18 protein-coding genes and 1 pseudogene are annotated in these 15,943 nt (G+C 42.5%); 5 read left to right on the forward strand and 14 right to left on the reverse strand.

All coding sequences use genetic code 11. The annotated features are described in order from the left end of the window. Positions 1-212 precede the first annotated feature (212 nt). From vanY to ACFQWC_RS13175, 13 genes and pseudogenes are all read right to left on the reverse strand, one after another. Entirely contained in the window at positions 213-1,079 is an 867-nt protein-coding gene (gene vanY / locus ACFQWC_RS13115; RefSeq protein ID WP_377107778.1) for a VanY-A/VanY-F/VanY-M family D-Ala-D-Ala carboxypeptidase, read from the reverse strand. Positions 1,080-1,169: 90 nt separating this feature from the next. Further along, complete coding sequence (locus ACFQWC_RS13120) at positions 1,170-2,279, reverse strand: HAMP domain-containing sensor histidine kinase (protein ID WP_377107780.1); 1,110 nt, start codon at positions 2,277-2,279, stop codon at positions 1,170-1,172. Further along, entirely contained in the window at positions 2,272-2,973 is a 702-nt protein-coding gene (locus tag ACFQWC_RS13125; RefSeq protein ID WP_377107782.1) for a response regulator transcription factor, read from the reverse strand. The genes ACFQWC_RS13120 and ACFQWC_RS13125 overlap by 8 nt, the downstream gene beginning before the upstream one ends. 404 nt (positions 2,974-3,377) lie before the next feature. After that, positions 3,378-4,613, reverse strand: coding sequence for an ATP-binding protein (locus ACFQWC_RS13130; RefSeq protein ID WP_299742370.1), 1,236 nt, complete (start codon positions 4,611-4,613; stop codon positions 3,378-3,380). 176 nt (positions 4,614-4,789) lie between these two features. Continuing rightward, the gene (locus ACFQWC_RS13135) at positions 4,790-5,116 is read right to left on the reverse strand and encodes a DUF3021 family protein (protein WP_377108013.1); all 327 of its coding nucleotides are present in this window, start codon (positions 5,114-5,116) and stop codon (positions 4,790-4,792) included. A gap of 237 nt (positions 5,117-5,353) precedes the next feature. After that, positions 5,354-5,899, reverse strand: coding sequence for a hypothetical protein (locus ACFQWC_RS13140; RefSeq protein ID WP_377107785.1), 546 nt, complete (start codon positions 5,897-5,899; stop codon positions 5,354-5,356). Positions 5,900-5,956: 57 nt separating this feature from the next. Next, the gene (locus ACFQWC_RS13145; protein ID WP_377107787.1) at positions 5,957-6,340 is read right to left on the reverse strand and encodes a VOC family protein; all 384 of its coding nucleotides are present in this window, start codon (positions 6,338-6,340) and stop codon (positions 5,957-5,959) included. Between the two features lie 61 nt (positions 6,341-6,401). Continuing rightward, a complete protein-coding gene (locus ACFQWC_RS13150) occupies positions 6,402-6,680 on the reverse strand; it encodes an ArsR/SmtB family transcription factor (protein WP_299742684.1) in 279 nt (92 codons plus the stop codon). 525 nt (positions 6,681-7,205) lie between these two features. Then, positions 7,206-7,641, reverse strand: a pseudogene (locus ACFQWC_RS13155) (VOC family protein). Between the two features lie 99 nt (positions 7,642-7,740). Beyond that, positions 7,741-8,295 (reverse strand): cysteine hydrolase family protein, encoded by a 555-nt coding sequence (locus tag ACFQWC_RS13160; RefSeq protein ID WP_377107789.1) that lies wholly within the window; start codon positions 8,293-8,295, stop codon positions 7,741-7,743. Positions 8,296-8,384: 89 nt separating this feature from the next. Further along, positions 8,385-8,546 carry a hypothetical protein gene (locus ACFQWC_RS13165; RefSeq protein WP_377107791.1) on the reverse strand — a complete coding sequence of 54 codons (162 nt, stop codon included), beginning with the start codon at positions 8,544-8,546 and terminating at the stop codon, positions 8,385-8,387. 161 nt (positions 8,547-8,707) lie between these two features. Further along, positions 8,708-9,217: a MepB family protein gene (locus tag ACFQWC_RS13170; RefSeq protein WP_377107793.1), complete on the reverse strand. Its 510-nt coding sequence runs from the start codon at positions 9,215-9,217 to the stop codon at positions 8,708-8,710. A gap of 27 nt (positions 9,218-9,244) precedes the next feature. After that, a complete protein-coding gene (locus ACFQWC_RS13175) occupies positions 9,245-9,718 on the reverse strand; it encodes a GNAT family N-acetyltransferase (protein ID WP_377107795.1) in 474 nt (157 codons plus the stop codon). 188 nt (positions 9,719-9,906) lie between these two features. Between ACFQWC_RS13175 and ACFQWC_RS13180 the strand changes: the two genes are divergently transcribed. From ACFQWC_RS13180 to ACFQWC_RS13190, 3 genes are all read left to right on the forward strand, one after another. Then, positions 9,907-10,425 (forward strand): hypothetical protein, encoded by a 519-nt coding sequence (locus ACFQWC_RS13180; protein WP_377107797.1) that lies wholly within the window; start codon positions 9,907-9,909, stop codon positions 10,423-10,425. Between the two features lie 14 nt (positions 10,426-10,439). Next, on the forward strand, positions 10,440-10,613 hold the full coding sequence (locus ACFQWC_RS13185; RefSeq protein WP_377107799.1) for a hypothetical protein: 174 nt from the start codon (positions 10,440-10,442) through the stop codon (positions 10,611-10,613). A 103-nt stretch (positions 10,614-10,716) separates the two neighbouring features. Further along, on the forward strand, positions 10,717-10,953 hold the full coding sequence (locus tag ACFQWC_RS13190) for a DUF3935 domain-containing protein (protein ID WP_377107801.1): 237 nt from the start codon (positions 10,717-10,719) through the stop codon (positions 10,951-10,953). Positions 10,954-11,165: 212 nt separating this feature from the next. Here ACFQWC_RS13190 and ACFQWC_RS13195 read toward each other — a convergent pair whose 3' ends face one another. Then, on the reverse strand, positions 11,166-12,431 hold the full coding sequence (locus ACFQWC_RS13195; protein WP_377107803.1) for an MDR family MFS transporter: 1,266 nt from the start codon (positions 12,429-12,431) through the stop codon (positions 11,166-11,168). A 100-nt stretch (positions 12,432-12,531) separates the two neighbouring features. On the opposite strand from ACFQWC_RS13195, the gene ACFQWC_RS13200 reads away from it, so the two are divergent. Both ACFQWC_RS13200 and ACFQWC_RS13205 read left to right on the forward strand, forming a co-directional pair. Then, positions 12,532-14,184 (forward strand): ABC transporter substrate-binding protein, encoded by a 1,653-nt coding sequence (locus ACFQWC_RS13200; protein WP_341357534.1) that lies wholly within the window; start codon positions 12,532-12,534, stop codon positions 14,182-14,184. Positions 14,185-14,740: 556 nt separating this feature from the next. Then, positions 14,741-15,892: an MFS transporter gene (locus ACFQWC_RS13205; RefSeq protein WP_377108015.1), complete on the forward strand. Its 1,152-nt coding sequence runs from the start codon at positions 14,741-14,743 to the stop codon at positions 15,890-15,892. Positions 15,893-15,943 lie beyond the last annotated feature (51 nt).

A 15,943-nucleotide genomic window follows, 5' to 3' on the forward strand; every position in this document is an offset into this window, starting at 1 on the left:
TATTCTTTGTGAATGTACCCTGCATATTCATTAAGTTACTACTATTTCTATCTTTTTAGAACATATCCTTCATGTACCTAGGCCAACAGTTCCCAAAGCACGCATTAACCCAAAGATGGGCACTATAAAAATGAAAGGAAAAGAAGAATTGTCAAAACGAGTGCTGTTTTTTTAGCCATGTACCATCATGCCTTTCATTCAGTTCGTTCGTCTCATTCCGCATCAGGAAACACTGTCACAATCACACCATCGATATTGTTACCTGAAATCTCATAACGTAGATCGGCAGGCACATGGATGGTCATACTTTTAGTAACAGGATAATAAGAAATCTCATATTTTTCCCCATTTACACTAGCAGAAAATGTTTTTTCTTCTTTTAGGTATTCCAGATATTCTTCTAATACGAAATTCTTGGATTTCATAATTGCGCTATGGGGGAAACCAACATAGCGGATGTGCCACGGTTCATATTCAATTCCTGTTATGTCCGTTTTATTCTCTGGATAACGTAAGATGAACCCGTATTTCCAAGCGTTCTTTTCTATCCACTTTCCTTCTGGTGCATTAGCCATCTTCATTTGAGTAGATCCTACATCAAGGGATAAGCCCAGGTTGTGTTCACTGTAGCCTGCTGGCAAGGCATAGTCAGAACCCATATCTTGATAAAGCACACTTTGCTCATCAAAGTCCCGAAAGCCGCTCGTAATGGCGAAATGTTGAAGCCCATCTTTTTTTGCAGCAGCAACCATCTCTGAAAACGCATGTGCAATTTCCTCTGATAAATAAGTGTCACTGCCTAACAACACGTACCCTTGTGCCAGTTCATTGTTTGCAGATAAATTGACAATATCCGATCGAATGCTCTCCTGGTGAACAGGATATTCACTGTTGACCAAAAGCAGATCTCCTTGATAGATTTGATCCTCTGTCATTTCGATTTCTTGGATGCCACCCTCTGCGATACCATTTTCAGATTGAACATGGTTTTGAATTTTCACTTCTGGTTCAGACCAAGGTTCCAAATAGGCGAACGTTAACCCTAGGCAGGATAATAATAAAAAGCCCCACTTCTTCATTTATCTGTTTCCTCCTTACTCTTAGTTGCTTATAAGTGTAGGGAAAACTATTTAAATAAAGAGTGGGGTAAATTTTAAATTTTTCTTAAATCATTCATTCGGACTTTCACCATCCTGCGGCAAGCGCACTTCAAAAATGGTACGTATGATACTGCTTTCGGCCGTAATGGTCCCATCATGCTGCTCCACGATATTCTTGGCAATGAAGAGGCCAATCCCGGTCCCGCCTCCTTGATGAGTACGTGCTTTGTCACCGGTATAGAACATATCAAAGAGATGGGGCAGATCATTCTGAGGAATGGGATCTCCATAATTCACAATCTGAATAACCACTTTCCCTGAATCAATAAAGCCATTAATATCCACAAACTGGCCATCGTTACCATAGCGATTCGAATTGGTCAAAAGATTTTCAAACACGCGTGCCAACAGCTCTCCATCACCCAAAACAGGTAGTTGCGGAGTCACATTCACTCTAGCGATCAAATCATTCTTCTCGAAGACAGGATACAATTCCTCCTTTAATTGATTAAGGAGATCACTTACATTTATATGATTTTTTTGAATGGGCAATATGCCATAGTTCATTCGCGTTATTTCGAATAATTCATCAATCAGTCTTTCTAAACGCTGGGATTTCGTAAAGGCAATCGTTAAAAAATGTCTGACTTGTTCTTTCGTCAAATTCTCATCCTTAAGGATCAAATCCAAATAACCTAAAACGGAGGTGAGGGGTGTACGGAGATCATGAGCTAAATTGACGACTAACTGCTCTTTACTACTTTCCGAGAAGTCCCCTCTTTCGATAGCTTGTTCCAATTTTTCACTGGCGAGATTTATGCTCTCGGCAAGGTCACTAAACTCATCATTCGACACGATTTGAACCCGATGCTTGAAGTCACCCTGGGCGAGATAATGAATTCCCTTTGAAATCTCATTGAAATAGGCAGAGTAGGGTTTTGTAAGTAAAAAGAAGAAGAAAATCGAAAGCAGGATGAATACTAGTAAAAAGACGTTGAAGTCTCCAATATTTCGTATGATAATGCGAAAATAACCTAATGAATCTCCATAATTCACATTTGAATAATAATACATTTGGAGTACTTTAAAGAATAGGTATGTAATAGCAGCAGACAACAACATGCTTAGACCCAGCAATAAGATCATTTTCAAACGGAAGCCTCGTAGTATTTTACCCATTGAATGTATACCCTACGCCCCATACTGTTTTAATGAATTTATCTTTCCGTTTATCCTCTTCAAGCTTTTTTCGTAATGTGCGGATATGGACCATTACCGTATTCCCACCTTCAAAGTATGCATCCCCCCACACCTGCTGAAAAATATGTTCCACACCGAAAACTTTCCCCGGGTGACTCGCCAGTAAGTACAAAATATCAAACTCTTTAGGCGTTAGTTCGATGCTTTCACCATATAGAGTCACTTTACGCAGATCGGGGGAAATGACCAATCCACCACTTTCCACGAAGGCTTTCCTTTCTGTAGCCGTCTTAGGTTGATTGAGCTTCAAAAAACGTCGGAGTTGAGCATTTACACGAGCAACCAATTCGATCGGGGTGAAGGGTTTCGTCATATAATCATCTGCCCCAATGACCAGGCCCTGAACTTTATCGAAATCAGATGTCTTGGCACTCAAAAAGATGATTGGCATATTATGCTGATCCCGAATGCGTCGGGTGACTTCATATCCATCCATTTTCGGCATCATGATATCCAAAATCAGCAAATCAACAACCTGAGTCTCGACCACACGAACCGCCTCCTCACCATCCGATGCTTTCGTCACGTGGTATCCTTCTTTTTCTAAATGGATGGCAATCAGATCCGCAATTTCCTCCTCATCATCAGCTACTAAAATTGATAAAGGTTTCATTCTTTCACTCCTACTCTAGTGACATCCGCTAAATCTCCAACAATCCTTACAAAGCTGCACCTGACATTTCGTCATCATGATTGTAACTTTCGCGGCGGCTCATTTAGGGCTTTCACTTATTTTCCATTATTTTTTCATAAGCATACCCTTTGGAGAGAAGATATCCAAAGGGATTTCATCATCGATGATAAGTATTGTTTACTTACACATAAAAAAAACCTTCAAGTGTGATAGTGTAAATGAAATTTCTTAAAAAAATCATGGGAGAATTCTTAATTTTTTCTTAAGATAGGATGAAACGCACATAAAAACGGTGCCTGCCCCCCGGTACGCTAAAGGTTTACCGTGCTGGGTACAGGCACCAATATTTTATTATGTGGTGCTATGGGACCTGTCCCCATGGCTCACCCCTGCAAATAAATCCTAAACGTTGTCCCCACTCCCTGCTCGCTTTCCACCTGTATTTCACCCTTCAACCTTTTGACAATTTGATAGCAGAAGGTCAAACCAAGTCCCGTCCCTTTTTCCTTGGTCGAGTAATAAGGTCTGCCCAATACCTTGAGTTGTTCCGGAGTCATGCCCGCTCCATTATCTTGAATGACAATCAAGATCCTGCCGTCTTTATGTACAGTGGCTGCCGCCGTGATTTTTCCATTTTCTTTTACCGCCTCGATGGCATTTTTCAGAAGATTGAGGAGTACTTGCTTCATCTCAATTTTTATCCCTTTGATCATCAGTTCTGTTTCAATATGTTTATGTATTTTAATGCTATTCATCACAGCATACGTAGACATCACGTCAACGGATTCATTCATGGTGTCAGTCAGACTGAACACCTCGTATTCCTCCGTCTGCGGCTTGGCAAGGGAGAGGTATTGAGTAATGACGTCTTGGGCGTGATCTAATTCTTGTATGGATATGTCGATAAAGCTCTTCTGTTCAGTCGTTAACGTTTCTCTCTGCAGAAGCTGCATGAATCCTCTTACGGTCGTCATGGGGTTTCGGATTTCATGAGCAACAGAAGCCGCTAACTGGCTGACTACATTAAACTTTTCAGCCTTCATGAGTTCAGTTTTAATCCTGGTTTGTTCCAGTCGGTTTTCAATCAGATAAATGGTCAGGATCAGCGTGATCCAAATGATCAATGTGGAACTTGCGACAAGGGGAAGCTGCCGTACTTCATTGTTCTGGAGTAAATAAAGGGATTTTGTAACCGGGATGAACAAATAAAAAACCGAAATCAGGATCATTTTGTTCTTCCAGGTACCCTTTCTATACCATTTCGATAAAGGAATCAGGAGTACACTATAAATCGCATAATTCACGATCAAAAAGACCATTACATGGTTGGTCAATGAACCGATCAACAGCATGGCGGTGAACGTACTGAACCCGGCTCTCTTCCCGCCATAGAGAAAGGCAAGGATAATAGGAACGACCTTGAAATCGTACACATAACCACTGGAGTATACAACGGGGAAGATCATTGTAAACAGTAAAATAGCAAGATTCATGAGAAAGAACTTAAAGGGAAACCCTTCTGTATTGCTGTCCGATCCATTCGTAACCATCTGAAAAGCAAGAATCGTAAATAGGATGAATACCACATGCAAAATTAAATGATGGACAGTCTCTACCATAGCAGGTCTCCTTTAAGAAAAAGAATCTTCTTTAAATTCTTCGACATCCTTATCGGAAATCCTTTCCATTCATTGCGAACATTCGACAAAAATCAAGAGAGCACGGAAACACGGGGACGGTTCTTATGCTTCTTTCTTGCTTTTGGAAGCAAAGATCCATGTTAGCGGTAGTCAGGTTATTGATGACGGGCTTTCATATAAGCCCTTTTACGCCATGTAAAAATTAAATATGTAATCAAAAACAAGATAACTCCAACCTTATTAAAAAGGAAAAATACGTTCACAACATCTCTGAAAGAAACAAGCGGGTAAAAACCGTTCAGAAGTAAAGTTGGAAAAACAGTCAACAGCATGACCAAGTATTGAGCCATCATTTGTTTGAAGAATCGCCATTGTTCAATTTCATATATGACGCTTGCCAACCCTATGAAAAAAGAGAACTGACCATAAAAAAAGAATGTGTTTGCAATGGCTGATGACCCTTGAAATTGATTCCATAACAGCTAAAAGAATATCAAGAAGCTAAATGGGATGACTCCTCTAAGCAATCCTTTTATCAATAAATTTATTTTATGTTCCTTATTATTAAGAAGAATCCCCAACATCTCATAGAATAAACCGATATTTTTCCAACTGACCTATCCCTATTTAAAGAAAAAGGACCATTCCTCTACGTGCTGCTTACAACACGTAGAGGAATGGCCACGGGGGTTAAGACTTCGTTCTTTAAGAAAGTTGAATTACTTCCAAATATCCATATACTTTTTTTTGTATTTTTTGTCATCAACCGTATCAATCAAATCTAAAGCGGTTTGTTTGATAGACTCATCATTAAAGTGGTCATATAAATTCCTCATGTTTTGAAGAATGTCATTCCGGATTAAAGTAACGTTTTTTTCATCTGTTCCTTTTTTAAAACGTTCAACCATAAAATCCATAACCATTTCTTTTTGAGGTGTACCAGCAATTCCGACCTTCCAGATTGATTGGAGAGAATGCCTGGCCGTCACAAACTTTTCATCTTTTGTTACCTCCCACAACCTTGGGAAATCTTTCATCATCCTCATCTCTGGATCACTTATGGCTAGGTTAGCTAAATATTGTGCTGCACGAGAGCGTTGATGGTTATCTTTATGAGTTAAGTCCTCTAGTAGTTGATCCCATACTTCATATGCCCAATCAACTTTTTGGTCCGTTACTTTTAATATATATTGGTAGGCTTCATAACGCTCTTCTTTATCGCCTGACTTAGAATGTTCAAATTCCAACTTTACTTGACTGTCCATTTTTATCCCCACCTAATTTTCAATGCTCCAATTTATTTTATACATCGTCATAACCAATTACTGCTGTATCATCTGAATAAGGTTTCCACATGTATCGTCAAAGACAGCTATCGTGATATCTCCCATGACGGTAGGCTCCATCGTAAACGTTACACCTTTTTCCACTAATCGCTCGTACTCTTTGCGAATATCCGAAACCCCAAACATCGTTACAGGGATGCCGTCTTCGAATAGTTTCTCTTGATACTCTTTCGCAGCCGGGTGCTCATTTGGTTCAAGTAAAAGCTCGGTCCCGTCTTGTTCATCAGCTGAAACAAGCGTAATCCAACGGTGTGCCCCTGTAGGAACGTCATGTTTTTTCACAAAGTCCAGCGTGTCTGTATAAAACGCTAATGCTTTGTCTTGATCTTGAACGAATATACTGGTTATAATAATTTTCATCCTCATTTGGCCTCCTTTAATCGTTGCGATGGCAGTTGCTCTTCTGCCGATTAGTGATAAGTTAGTCTACCCATCCTTTCAATAAGTTTGCAAGTGGTTCTTTGTTAAACATAAGTACTCGATATTTACCCTTCCGTTCTGACATGACGAGTCCTGCATCTTCCAATAGATTTAGATGTTTGGTGATCGCCTGTCGCGAAATGGAAAGGTTGTGCTTCATAACGAGGCGTGCCGTAAGTTCATACAATGTCAGCTCGTTGCGATCGGAAAGCTCATCCAGGATAAGCCGCCGAGTCGAGTCGCCAAGTGCTTTGAATATAGTGTCTTTGTCCCAAGTCATAGATTGATTATATGCAACCTATTGGTTGCTCGTCAAGTATAAGCAACTAATTGGTTGCTTGATAGAAGGTACTTTATGATTCCCTATAATAAGAAAAATTCCCTTTAACGGTTTTTAGAAAGTTATTAGGGACATAGAAAGAGGCTGGGACAAAAGTGTTTTAGTCTAAGTGAAACCCGAACAAATCTACCTTCTAGGAAGCAGATTTGTTCGGGTTTATTATTTATTTCGATACATTTAATTTTAGCTGTTTCCAGCGATTGATTGGAGTGCAAGACGAAGACTCCTGCGGGAAAAGTAGCTTATGTGAGACCCCGCAGGCTTGCCGAGGAGGCTCACGTGCTACCCGCGGAAAGCGTAGTCTTGCACGGAAATCATTAGCGGTATTAAGAACCTACACTTCTATTGTTCGTCTTTACATCGTGGCATTTTAGTTTTGTCCCAGGCTCTTTCCTCTTTTAGCGTCTTTTTTCATTAAAGTACCCCAAGCCGGAGATCTAAATCATTTAAAATCCGATACACTATTTAACTGATTTTCTCCGCGAACTCTAAAATAATCCCTTTTGGACCTCGAACGTAGCATAACTTATAACTTTCTTCGTACTGCTGTATCTCACTAAAGATTTCCGTGCCCTTTTTTTCAAATTGGCCACAATCGTTTCAATATCTTCAACAGCAAAGCAAATATGTCGGATACCCAGCGTAATGGCAAAAGGTTGCTGAATACCTTTTTCATCTGAAGGTGTATAAAATTTGACCATCTCTATCCATGCCTGACCATCTGGCATCCCCAATCCTACACATGCCGTTTTAACGTGATTAAGTCCAACGATTCTGTCCAACTGCTCTCCATCCAATTCCCATTCCGCTTGCACTTCGAGTCCTAAATCAACAAAAACGCCTTAGCCTCTGAAAGGTCATTTACGTTTATACTCACATGATCGATTCTATTGGTGTTCATATCCCACGCCTCCTATGTTTCTGTTATGGAAACCATAGGGACAGCCCCCTCGGCTCCTTTACTAAAATGAGGCCCCATGGTACCTGTCCCCATGGTGTCTTAATTCAACATATCTAACAATTGTTCCGTTGAAAGGATGGTGGCAAATTCATCATTCAATGTAGCTAAAGACACGTTATGTATCGTTTCCGGATCAAAATAACGGCCATCTTGATCTTTCATTCCAAATGCCGCTGTGGCATCGGATATTAGGTAAGTGTTAAAGCCTAAATTCCCGCTCATTCTCGTCGTTGTTGAGACGCAATGAGGAGTGGTCAATCCTGTTATTATCACTGTTTTAATATGATTTTTATTTAACGTTTCTTCTAAATTGGTGCCAATAAAACTACTATTCACTTTCTTGGTAATTACCACTTCTTCTTCAAGAGGACTAACCAATTCCTTTATGGTAAAACCTTTATTGCCGGGATAAAATACAGAATCCGGATGGTCTGACGTGTGTTGAATATGAATGACTTGCCCTCCCTTCGCTCTCCAAACCTTTAGTATTTTACTAATATTCTCTTCTGCATTTACATTATTTCGTTCTCCCCATTTTGGGTCATCAAATGCTTTCTGAACATCCACTATAATCAATGCACTGTTTTGATTCACGATACTTCCTCCTCTATAAAATTCGGTTAATCTTCTAATTTATTATAAGAATTCAGCAAAAAGAGAGTTAAACCTTCAATATACGCACGCTACCATTCCCTCTTTTCAACAAATAGCAAAATTAGCGTCGCCAAAGGACCCAATACGAGTGAAAGCAGAAACCAGTTTAACCCCTTCCTGTTTTTCCCTTGTGCAAGTCCGGCATTTATCAGCGCCAGTGTGCCCCAACCTACAAAATATTGATTATCCATCATCTGTCCTCCACATTCATTAAACCAATACCAATTATTTCAAATTCATTATCCTACTCAAGTCAAATTATCACAATAAAAAAGCTTATCGTTTCTAGGGTAAGCCCTCTTTAATGGATAAATATAAGTTCAGACATGTGGTATTAAGTGAATATACTAATTTACTGCGAATACAGTTCCAATATTTTTTTCATGGGCAGTTTATTGGTATCACTCAAATCGACAAAATAGGGTAACTGCCATGTTTGAGTTTTTATCGCTTGTTTGCTGGTTGGGGTATCCCAACTAGGGTAAACTCTAATGGCCATTTTCCCTTTCGCAGCACTCGTCTTAAGAATATCTTGTTTGGCAAGAATGTCTTTCGGGAAAACAAATTGCCCCCATTCTTCATTACTCAAAAAGGTATTGATGACCAACAAGTCAGGTGCCTTTTCATATGTATATGGTTGATTGTTATCATTTTCATCTTTTTCCCAAAATGCAACAAATTGCCCCACCTTATTAGGTGTTACTTTTGCGACCCTAAATCGAACTGAACGAGAAGCCAGTTCAAATGTACCAGCTCCGTAATTCGCATTTTGTTTTTCTTCTTGAACCGATTTTAAGGTTAATTGATTAGGTTCATAGACTAATTTGTTTACAAGAGATAACGCTTTATTAAAATTGTTCACATCTTCCCTCCTACTCTTTTCATTATTTTAAGTATAATCATCCGTCAGAGTCACCCCCTTCTCCAGTTCAATTTCATCTCTAATGGGAATCCCGTCAATTCCGATCATAGGGATCTCAGGCTTTACCTTTCTCGCCTTCTCCACTGCGAACCGGTGAATAGTTGAAATCATGAAGCCCCTCTTTTGGTAAAATTTCAGTGCCGGCAGATTGTCATTGGTTGTGATCAGCGTGATGCGCTTGCACCGGCTCCCGACTGCCACCTTTTCTACTTCTTTCATCAGGGAGGTGCCGATGCCCTTCTTTTCTTCCAAACTATCAAGGGAAATAATCTCGCATTCTTCGTCTTTGACCACATATGTAATCAAACCTGCGATTACGGTTTCTTCATTCAGGTAGGCAAAGCCGTCTAACGCAGCACAGTCATAGATCCCACTGGAAATGACCATCTTCGGGCTGCCCCAATGCCGATTGAAGAATTCAACCAGGTTCTCTTTCGGCATCTCTTTAAGTGATACGATCCCTCATTCGTCCTCTCCCCCTTATCCGTTTCGTGAGTGCTCTACTGGAAGATACCATAGATTTAATTGCAAAAAAAGGAAAATACAAGAAACCATATGGTAAAATGGAATAAAATTCTCCATGTCTTATAACCTTCAAAAATACATGTATACAAGGAGCAATGGACATTTTGAAAAAGGTACGAGTATTACTTCTACTAATAACAGCGGTCTTATTTGCCGGGGGTTACGGGAAAGTACTGAGTCTGATCGACGGAGAGAAACAGATAACCCAACAAATCGATGACGCGATCTCCCAATATATCATCCAGAACTACTCCACCTCCTACTACGGTACAGAAAAGCAGTTTGAAGTCCACAAAATCTATGGAACGAGCGAAAAGGATGGGATCCTGAGTGTGTATATGTGGTCGTATTACGGTGGATTTAATAAAGCGACCGGATTAGAAGCCCAGTCCGGGCATTCATTACCTGCCGTGATTCGGTTAAGCATAAAAGATGGTACCTATTCTGTGATTGAATACATAGAACCAAAGGACGGCAGCATGTATCAGTCCTCCTTGGAAAAAACGTTCCCGGCGAAATACGTTAAAACCGCTCAGAGAGATAGTGGAAACATTGGGGAATTGCAAAAAGAGATGGAGAGAAAAGTGGAAAAATGGATCGAGAAGCAGGACAAAGAATCCTAAGGGGGATGAAAAGCATGGAACTGACCATTAGGAGAAGGATCGAGGAAGATGTCCATGAGTTCATTACGTGGGCGTATGAGGGAATCTATTCGTTTTACGATAACAATAGTCAGGCGGAAAAAATCGAAGGATTGAAAGAAAGCTTTTCCTCTATAGTAAATTTGATTCACCACAAAAACCCCTTATGACTGTTAAACGTCATGAGAAACGATTAGAAGAAATAAAGCAGCTGTCTGGAATTGAGTTTTAAATTTAAACTAGCGGGTGCCCGAACACAAGAGGGAGATGGTTATGATCAAAATGTTCATTTTATATGTACTATCATTTATTGGGTTCTACTTAAGCTTTATTCTGTTGAGTTCCCTTGCAGAGAACTACAACATCTCAAGCTTGTACGTGGTACATGTAAAAGAGGATGGGGTGGAAATTTTCCCAACGATCAATCCTTTTTTAATCATGTTTCTCTATACAATAGGTTGTCATAAATTAATCTCTAGAATGATTGATAAGAATGATAAAAAAATGTGAAGAACTACACTTAAAGCAATGGGGGATTTAATGAATAAGAATCACAAAGGAAAGTGGTAATGAAGATCATGCTAAAGAGGGACTCATACTCATACCACTCACTCCCTCTTGCTCCTTAATTACTTTTTCATTCCCTCTGATCAACGGAACAACCCGTGATTTAGAAACCATCAAAAAAAGGGGATTCCTCCTTCCAGGAATCCCCTTCCCTTTTACTTTCCTCCACTCGCACGAACACCACTGTCCAACACTTTCGCCTTTACCCAGCTTCCTCCAAACAATCCCGTATAAACAAGAACGGTACCGAGCATAACGATGAAACCGATATAAACACTCATCATCGTCGGCATCAAGAAGGCACCGATAATGATCGTGGACCGTGCGACAAGATCCGCCCCGCTGAAGGACAGGTTAGAAAATGCGGAGTAGGAGCCCCGCTTATCGCTTGGGATCATATTAGCCTGCTCTGCGTTACGGATCGGGGAGTAGATCAGTTCCCCCATTGTCGCAATCAGATTAAATGCAATCAGGACGTACCACGTGTTGGCGGATGTGACCGCCACATAGCCGATTCCGTACAGGATGAGTCCGATCAAGAGGGCGTTCTTCTTATTCAGGCGGTCTGTATAACGGTTGATGATGAACGTGAGGCAGACGACGAGCAACATGTTCTCAATGTTCAAAATACTGAGCATCCTGACTCCGACGATTTCAAAATCCCCGATGTTCACAGCCTTGAAGGTTTCCGCTAAACGGATCCCGATATAGCTGTTCAGGGAGAATTCCGCTGCGAAGATGAAGGTGGACCCTGCCACCACTTTCACGAATGCCGAATCCCTGAAGGCTATCCGGTAATTGTTCACGAGATCGATGAACACATTCTCGTGCTTTTTCTGCAGCTGATCCTTGAAGTTGTCCTGAAGCCAGATCCCATACGCAACGGGAATCGTCATGGACGTAAAGGTCAGCATCATAAATAGCTCTGTCTGATGGTCCAAATACAGTAGTCCCCCTAGGGCCGCACCGATCGCCATGGACAGGTTGACGAGCCAGTAATCCAAGGCGTAGACGGCTTTACGGTTCTCCGGCGTCGTCGAATCGATGATAATCGCATGCATTGCAGGACGGCCCAGGCTGCTCGTGATGATGAACCCGATATAGGCACCTGCAAACAGCAGGATCAAGTTATCCTTCGGAAAAAGACTAACAGTCATGATGAAAAAGAACATGGCGTTCAGCCAGGACGTTGTCAGCAGGACTTTCTTCCGGGGAAAGCGGTCTGATATGTATCCCCCGACCAGATTGATGAAAAACCCGATCACCACGGTGACGATCAGGAAGATCCCTGCCCAAATCTTATTCAGTTCCTGAGCAAAGAACAGCGCCATGAACGGCATGACGGCGGATGAGACGGCACGGTTAAAGAATGACGTGATCATCCGTACTTTTATGTTTTGAGGTAATTCCTTCCACTTCATGTTGTTACCCCTCCTCTATTTACTGTATAGTAAACTAGACGAAAGATTATAAAAATAGACACTTTTCAAATCGATGTCCCCTTTTAGGAGGAGAAGCAACGTGGAGAATAAATTACTAACCCTTTGGCGGTACTATCCATCAGGCAGCATCCGAGTGGAGGAAATCTCTGAAACCCTGCAATTGAGCCACAAGCAGACGACCCGTTATTTGAAAAAATGGGATAAAGAAGGCTGGATTGCCTTTACACCGGGACGCGGACGGGGAAATGTATCGACACTTCTATGGAAGAAAGATGTGGAGGAAGAGTTCGAAGAGGAAGTCGTAAAGCTCCTGGACGAGGAACCAATTGAGACTAGCAGCAAGTATCTCATGTACAACTGGTCAACCGACAGCAAGATGAGGCTGATGAATAAATTCCACAGTAAGCTCGGATTTGTGAAAGAGTCCAAAGATAAGCTGATCGTGCCGAAGAGATATCCCTTTTTCTCTATCCACCCATTGGAGGCAGCCGATGTCCTCAGCGCCCATCTAGTGGCAAACGTATTCAACCGCCTCGTCTCCCTCACAGAAGAAGGGGACATCCTCCCGGAACTTGCACACAGCTGGGACGCTTCATCTGCGAAACTGCGACTATATGTAAAAAAGGACATCCAATTCCACGACGGTTCCCTCCTGACGGCAAAGGATGTTGTCCATTGTCTCGAACAGCTTCGGACATGCCCTCATTATCAAGATCTATGGGAACCAGTCGAAAGGATCGAGGCAAAGGCCCCCCTCATCATCGATATCCATCACCCCGGGGGCTGCAGCTACATCCTCCCCATGCTCAGCATGATGTGTGCGAGCATTTATAAAGAAAACAAGGGACGGACCTTCGGGACTGGATGCTTTTCCATCGAGGAGAATACAGATGCTAAGACAACTCTCGCTGCCTTTAAAGAGCACTTTCAGGAGAGGCCGCTCCTCGATGCTGTAGAATTTGTCCAGGTGCCGAAAGATTTCAAAGGAATTTATCATTCTCACATTGAAGAGAGTCAGTCTTCTTCTGTTGAGGTCGAGAGTGACTCGGGCTTCGGGATTGTCGTCATGAATGCCGTTCCGGGACGAGATTCCCAGATTCAAAGAAAAGCCGTACGGGATTATCTGCACTGGGTGATTGCGAAGAACCGCCACACCCTTCGTGACCTCGATCCCCGCCTGACACCGAACGGCAAGAGCATCCTGATCGGACAGGACCAATCCATGACTATCCCGGAGGCAGAACGTCCCTTGTTTAAAGAGCCGATTGTGATCCGTTGTGCCAATCATACAGCGAAAACCACCGAGTGGCTTGTGGAGGTTTTTGAAAAAGAAGGCATTCCAGTCGACGTTAAGTGGTTTTCCTTTGCCGACACCCTGAAGAGGCAGCCCGAGACATTCCATGTGGACCTATTCGTTCACGGAGAAATCTTTGAATCCAACCAGAACTTCTCGTTTTATCACTTTTTGAAAAACGGATATTCGCCTCTTTATCCCCTTTTTGAAAAAGACAGTACGTGGAAGTCCCGTCTGGAGGAATATCGTCAAACATCATTCGAAGACTGGACCGCCTTAAATATGGAGCTGGAGAATAGGCTCATGAGAGAATCCATCATGATTCCACTCTATTACGAGAAACGATACATCCCTTTTTCGACTGACATTATGAACATTGAGATCAAGCATTTTGGATATGTGGACTTTTCGAAGTTGTGGGTGCGGCCGGAGATTTGAGAACCGTGGGGACAGGTTCCGCGGCTACTGGCTGTTGACGTCGCGTATGCCTTGATATAGAAACCGTAAAAGCACAAAAAGAGGCTGGGACAAAAGTGTTTTAGTCTAAGTGAAACCCGAACAATTCTACTTTCTTGGAAGCAGATTTGTTCGGGTTTATTATTTATTTCGATACATTAGATTTTAGCTGTTTCCAGCGGTTGATTGGAGTGCAAGACGAAGACTCCTGCGGGAAAAGTAGCTTATGTGAGACCCCGCAGGCTTGCCGAGGAGGCTCACGGGCTACCCGCGGAAAGCGTAGTCTTGCACGGAAATCATTAGCGGTTTTAAGAACCTACACTTCTATTGTTCGTCTTTACAGCGTGGCATTTTAGTTTTGTCCCAGGCTCTTTTTTGTTTAGGAAGCACCAGAACCGCCCCCCATGTTTCCTGGGACAAGGGACCTGTCCCCACTGTCCCATTTTATGATATGATAATGAAATTGTTTGCCCATACTACTATTGATGTCTATCCATCCTAGAAAAGAGGTACTTATGCAAAACAACAGTGGTTTCTTATCTTCACGCTTAGTTTACTAACTTTTGTTCTCGGCACAAGCGAGTTTGTCATCGTGGGGATCTTAACGGAGATTTCCTCGAGCCTTCATATAACCAACGCAAAGGCAGGTACGCTTGTGTCAGCGTTTGCGATTACCTTTGCCATCGCCACCCCGGTCGTCATGTCTGCAACAAGCCATTTTCCTAAGCGGAAATGGATGTTGTTTTTGATAGGGTCGTTTATCATCCTGAATGCATTGTGTGTGATTTCGACGAGCTACGTCATGCTGCTTGTCCTTCGAATGCTGACAGCCATCGTCACAGGCGTTTCGATTTCCCTTGCCATGACGATCGCCAGCGAAGCGATTCCAGTAACGAAACGGGGAGTGGCCATTTCCTTCGTTTTCGGCGGGTTTACTCTGGCAAACGTGATCGGAGTACCCATCGGTACCGTCATCGCGGAGTGGTACGACTGGCATGCCACGTTCCTGTTAACGACGATTCTTGGTGTGGTTGCCTTTTTGGCCTCTTTCATGAATTTGCCGAGTAAGCTCAGTCAATACCGCAGTTCCATGCGTGATCAGTTTTCGTTGTTGACCCACCCGCGGATCTTGATGGCTTTCTTCATCCCGGCTCTTGGATTCGGTGCAACCTATGCGGTCTTTACGTATCTTGTCCCGATTCTGAACATGATGGGCGCACCGGGCAGCTCCATCAGCTTGATCCTGTTTGCCTACGGTTTCATCTCGATTTTCAGTAACATACTGGCCGGAAAGATTGCCAGCCACAATGCCATCGGACGCCTTCGATTCGTTTTCCTTATCCAGGCCTTTGTCCTGATGGGATTGTACTTTACCACCGGCCATTTCGTCGTCGGATTGATCAACATTGGACTGATGTCCCTGATGGCGATTCTGCTCACCACCTCGACCCAGCTTTACTTGATCGACCTAGCCGGTGTGTATCAGCCGAAAGCGACAGGACTCGCCGCTTCCTTGATGCCCGTTGCAAGCAATGTCGGCATCGCCATGGGATCGGCACTCGGAGGGCTTGTCTACCATCAAGGCCCATTATTGAATGTGACACTTGTCGGCGGGGTCGTTGCACTTGGTGCGAGTCTGTTGACCTTCTTGAGTCATCGCTTGGACCGGAAGCACGCCACATCGGCTTAAATGATGTCATAAAAAAGAAGTATCAAGAACGTTGAATGGTTCTTGGATACT

It is taken from the genome of Rossellomorea sp. GCM10028870 (genome assembly GCF_042666755.1).
Taxonomy (GTDB): Bacteria; Bacillota; Bacilli; order Bacillales; family Bacillaceae_B; genus Rossellomorea.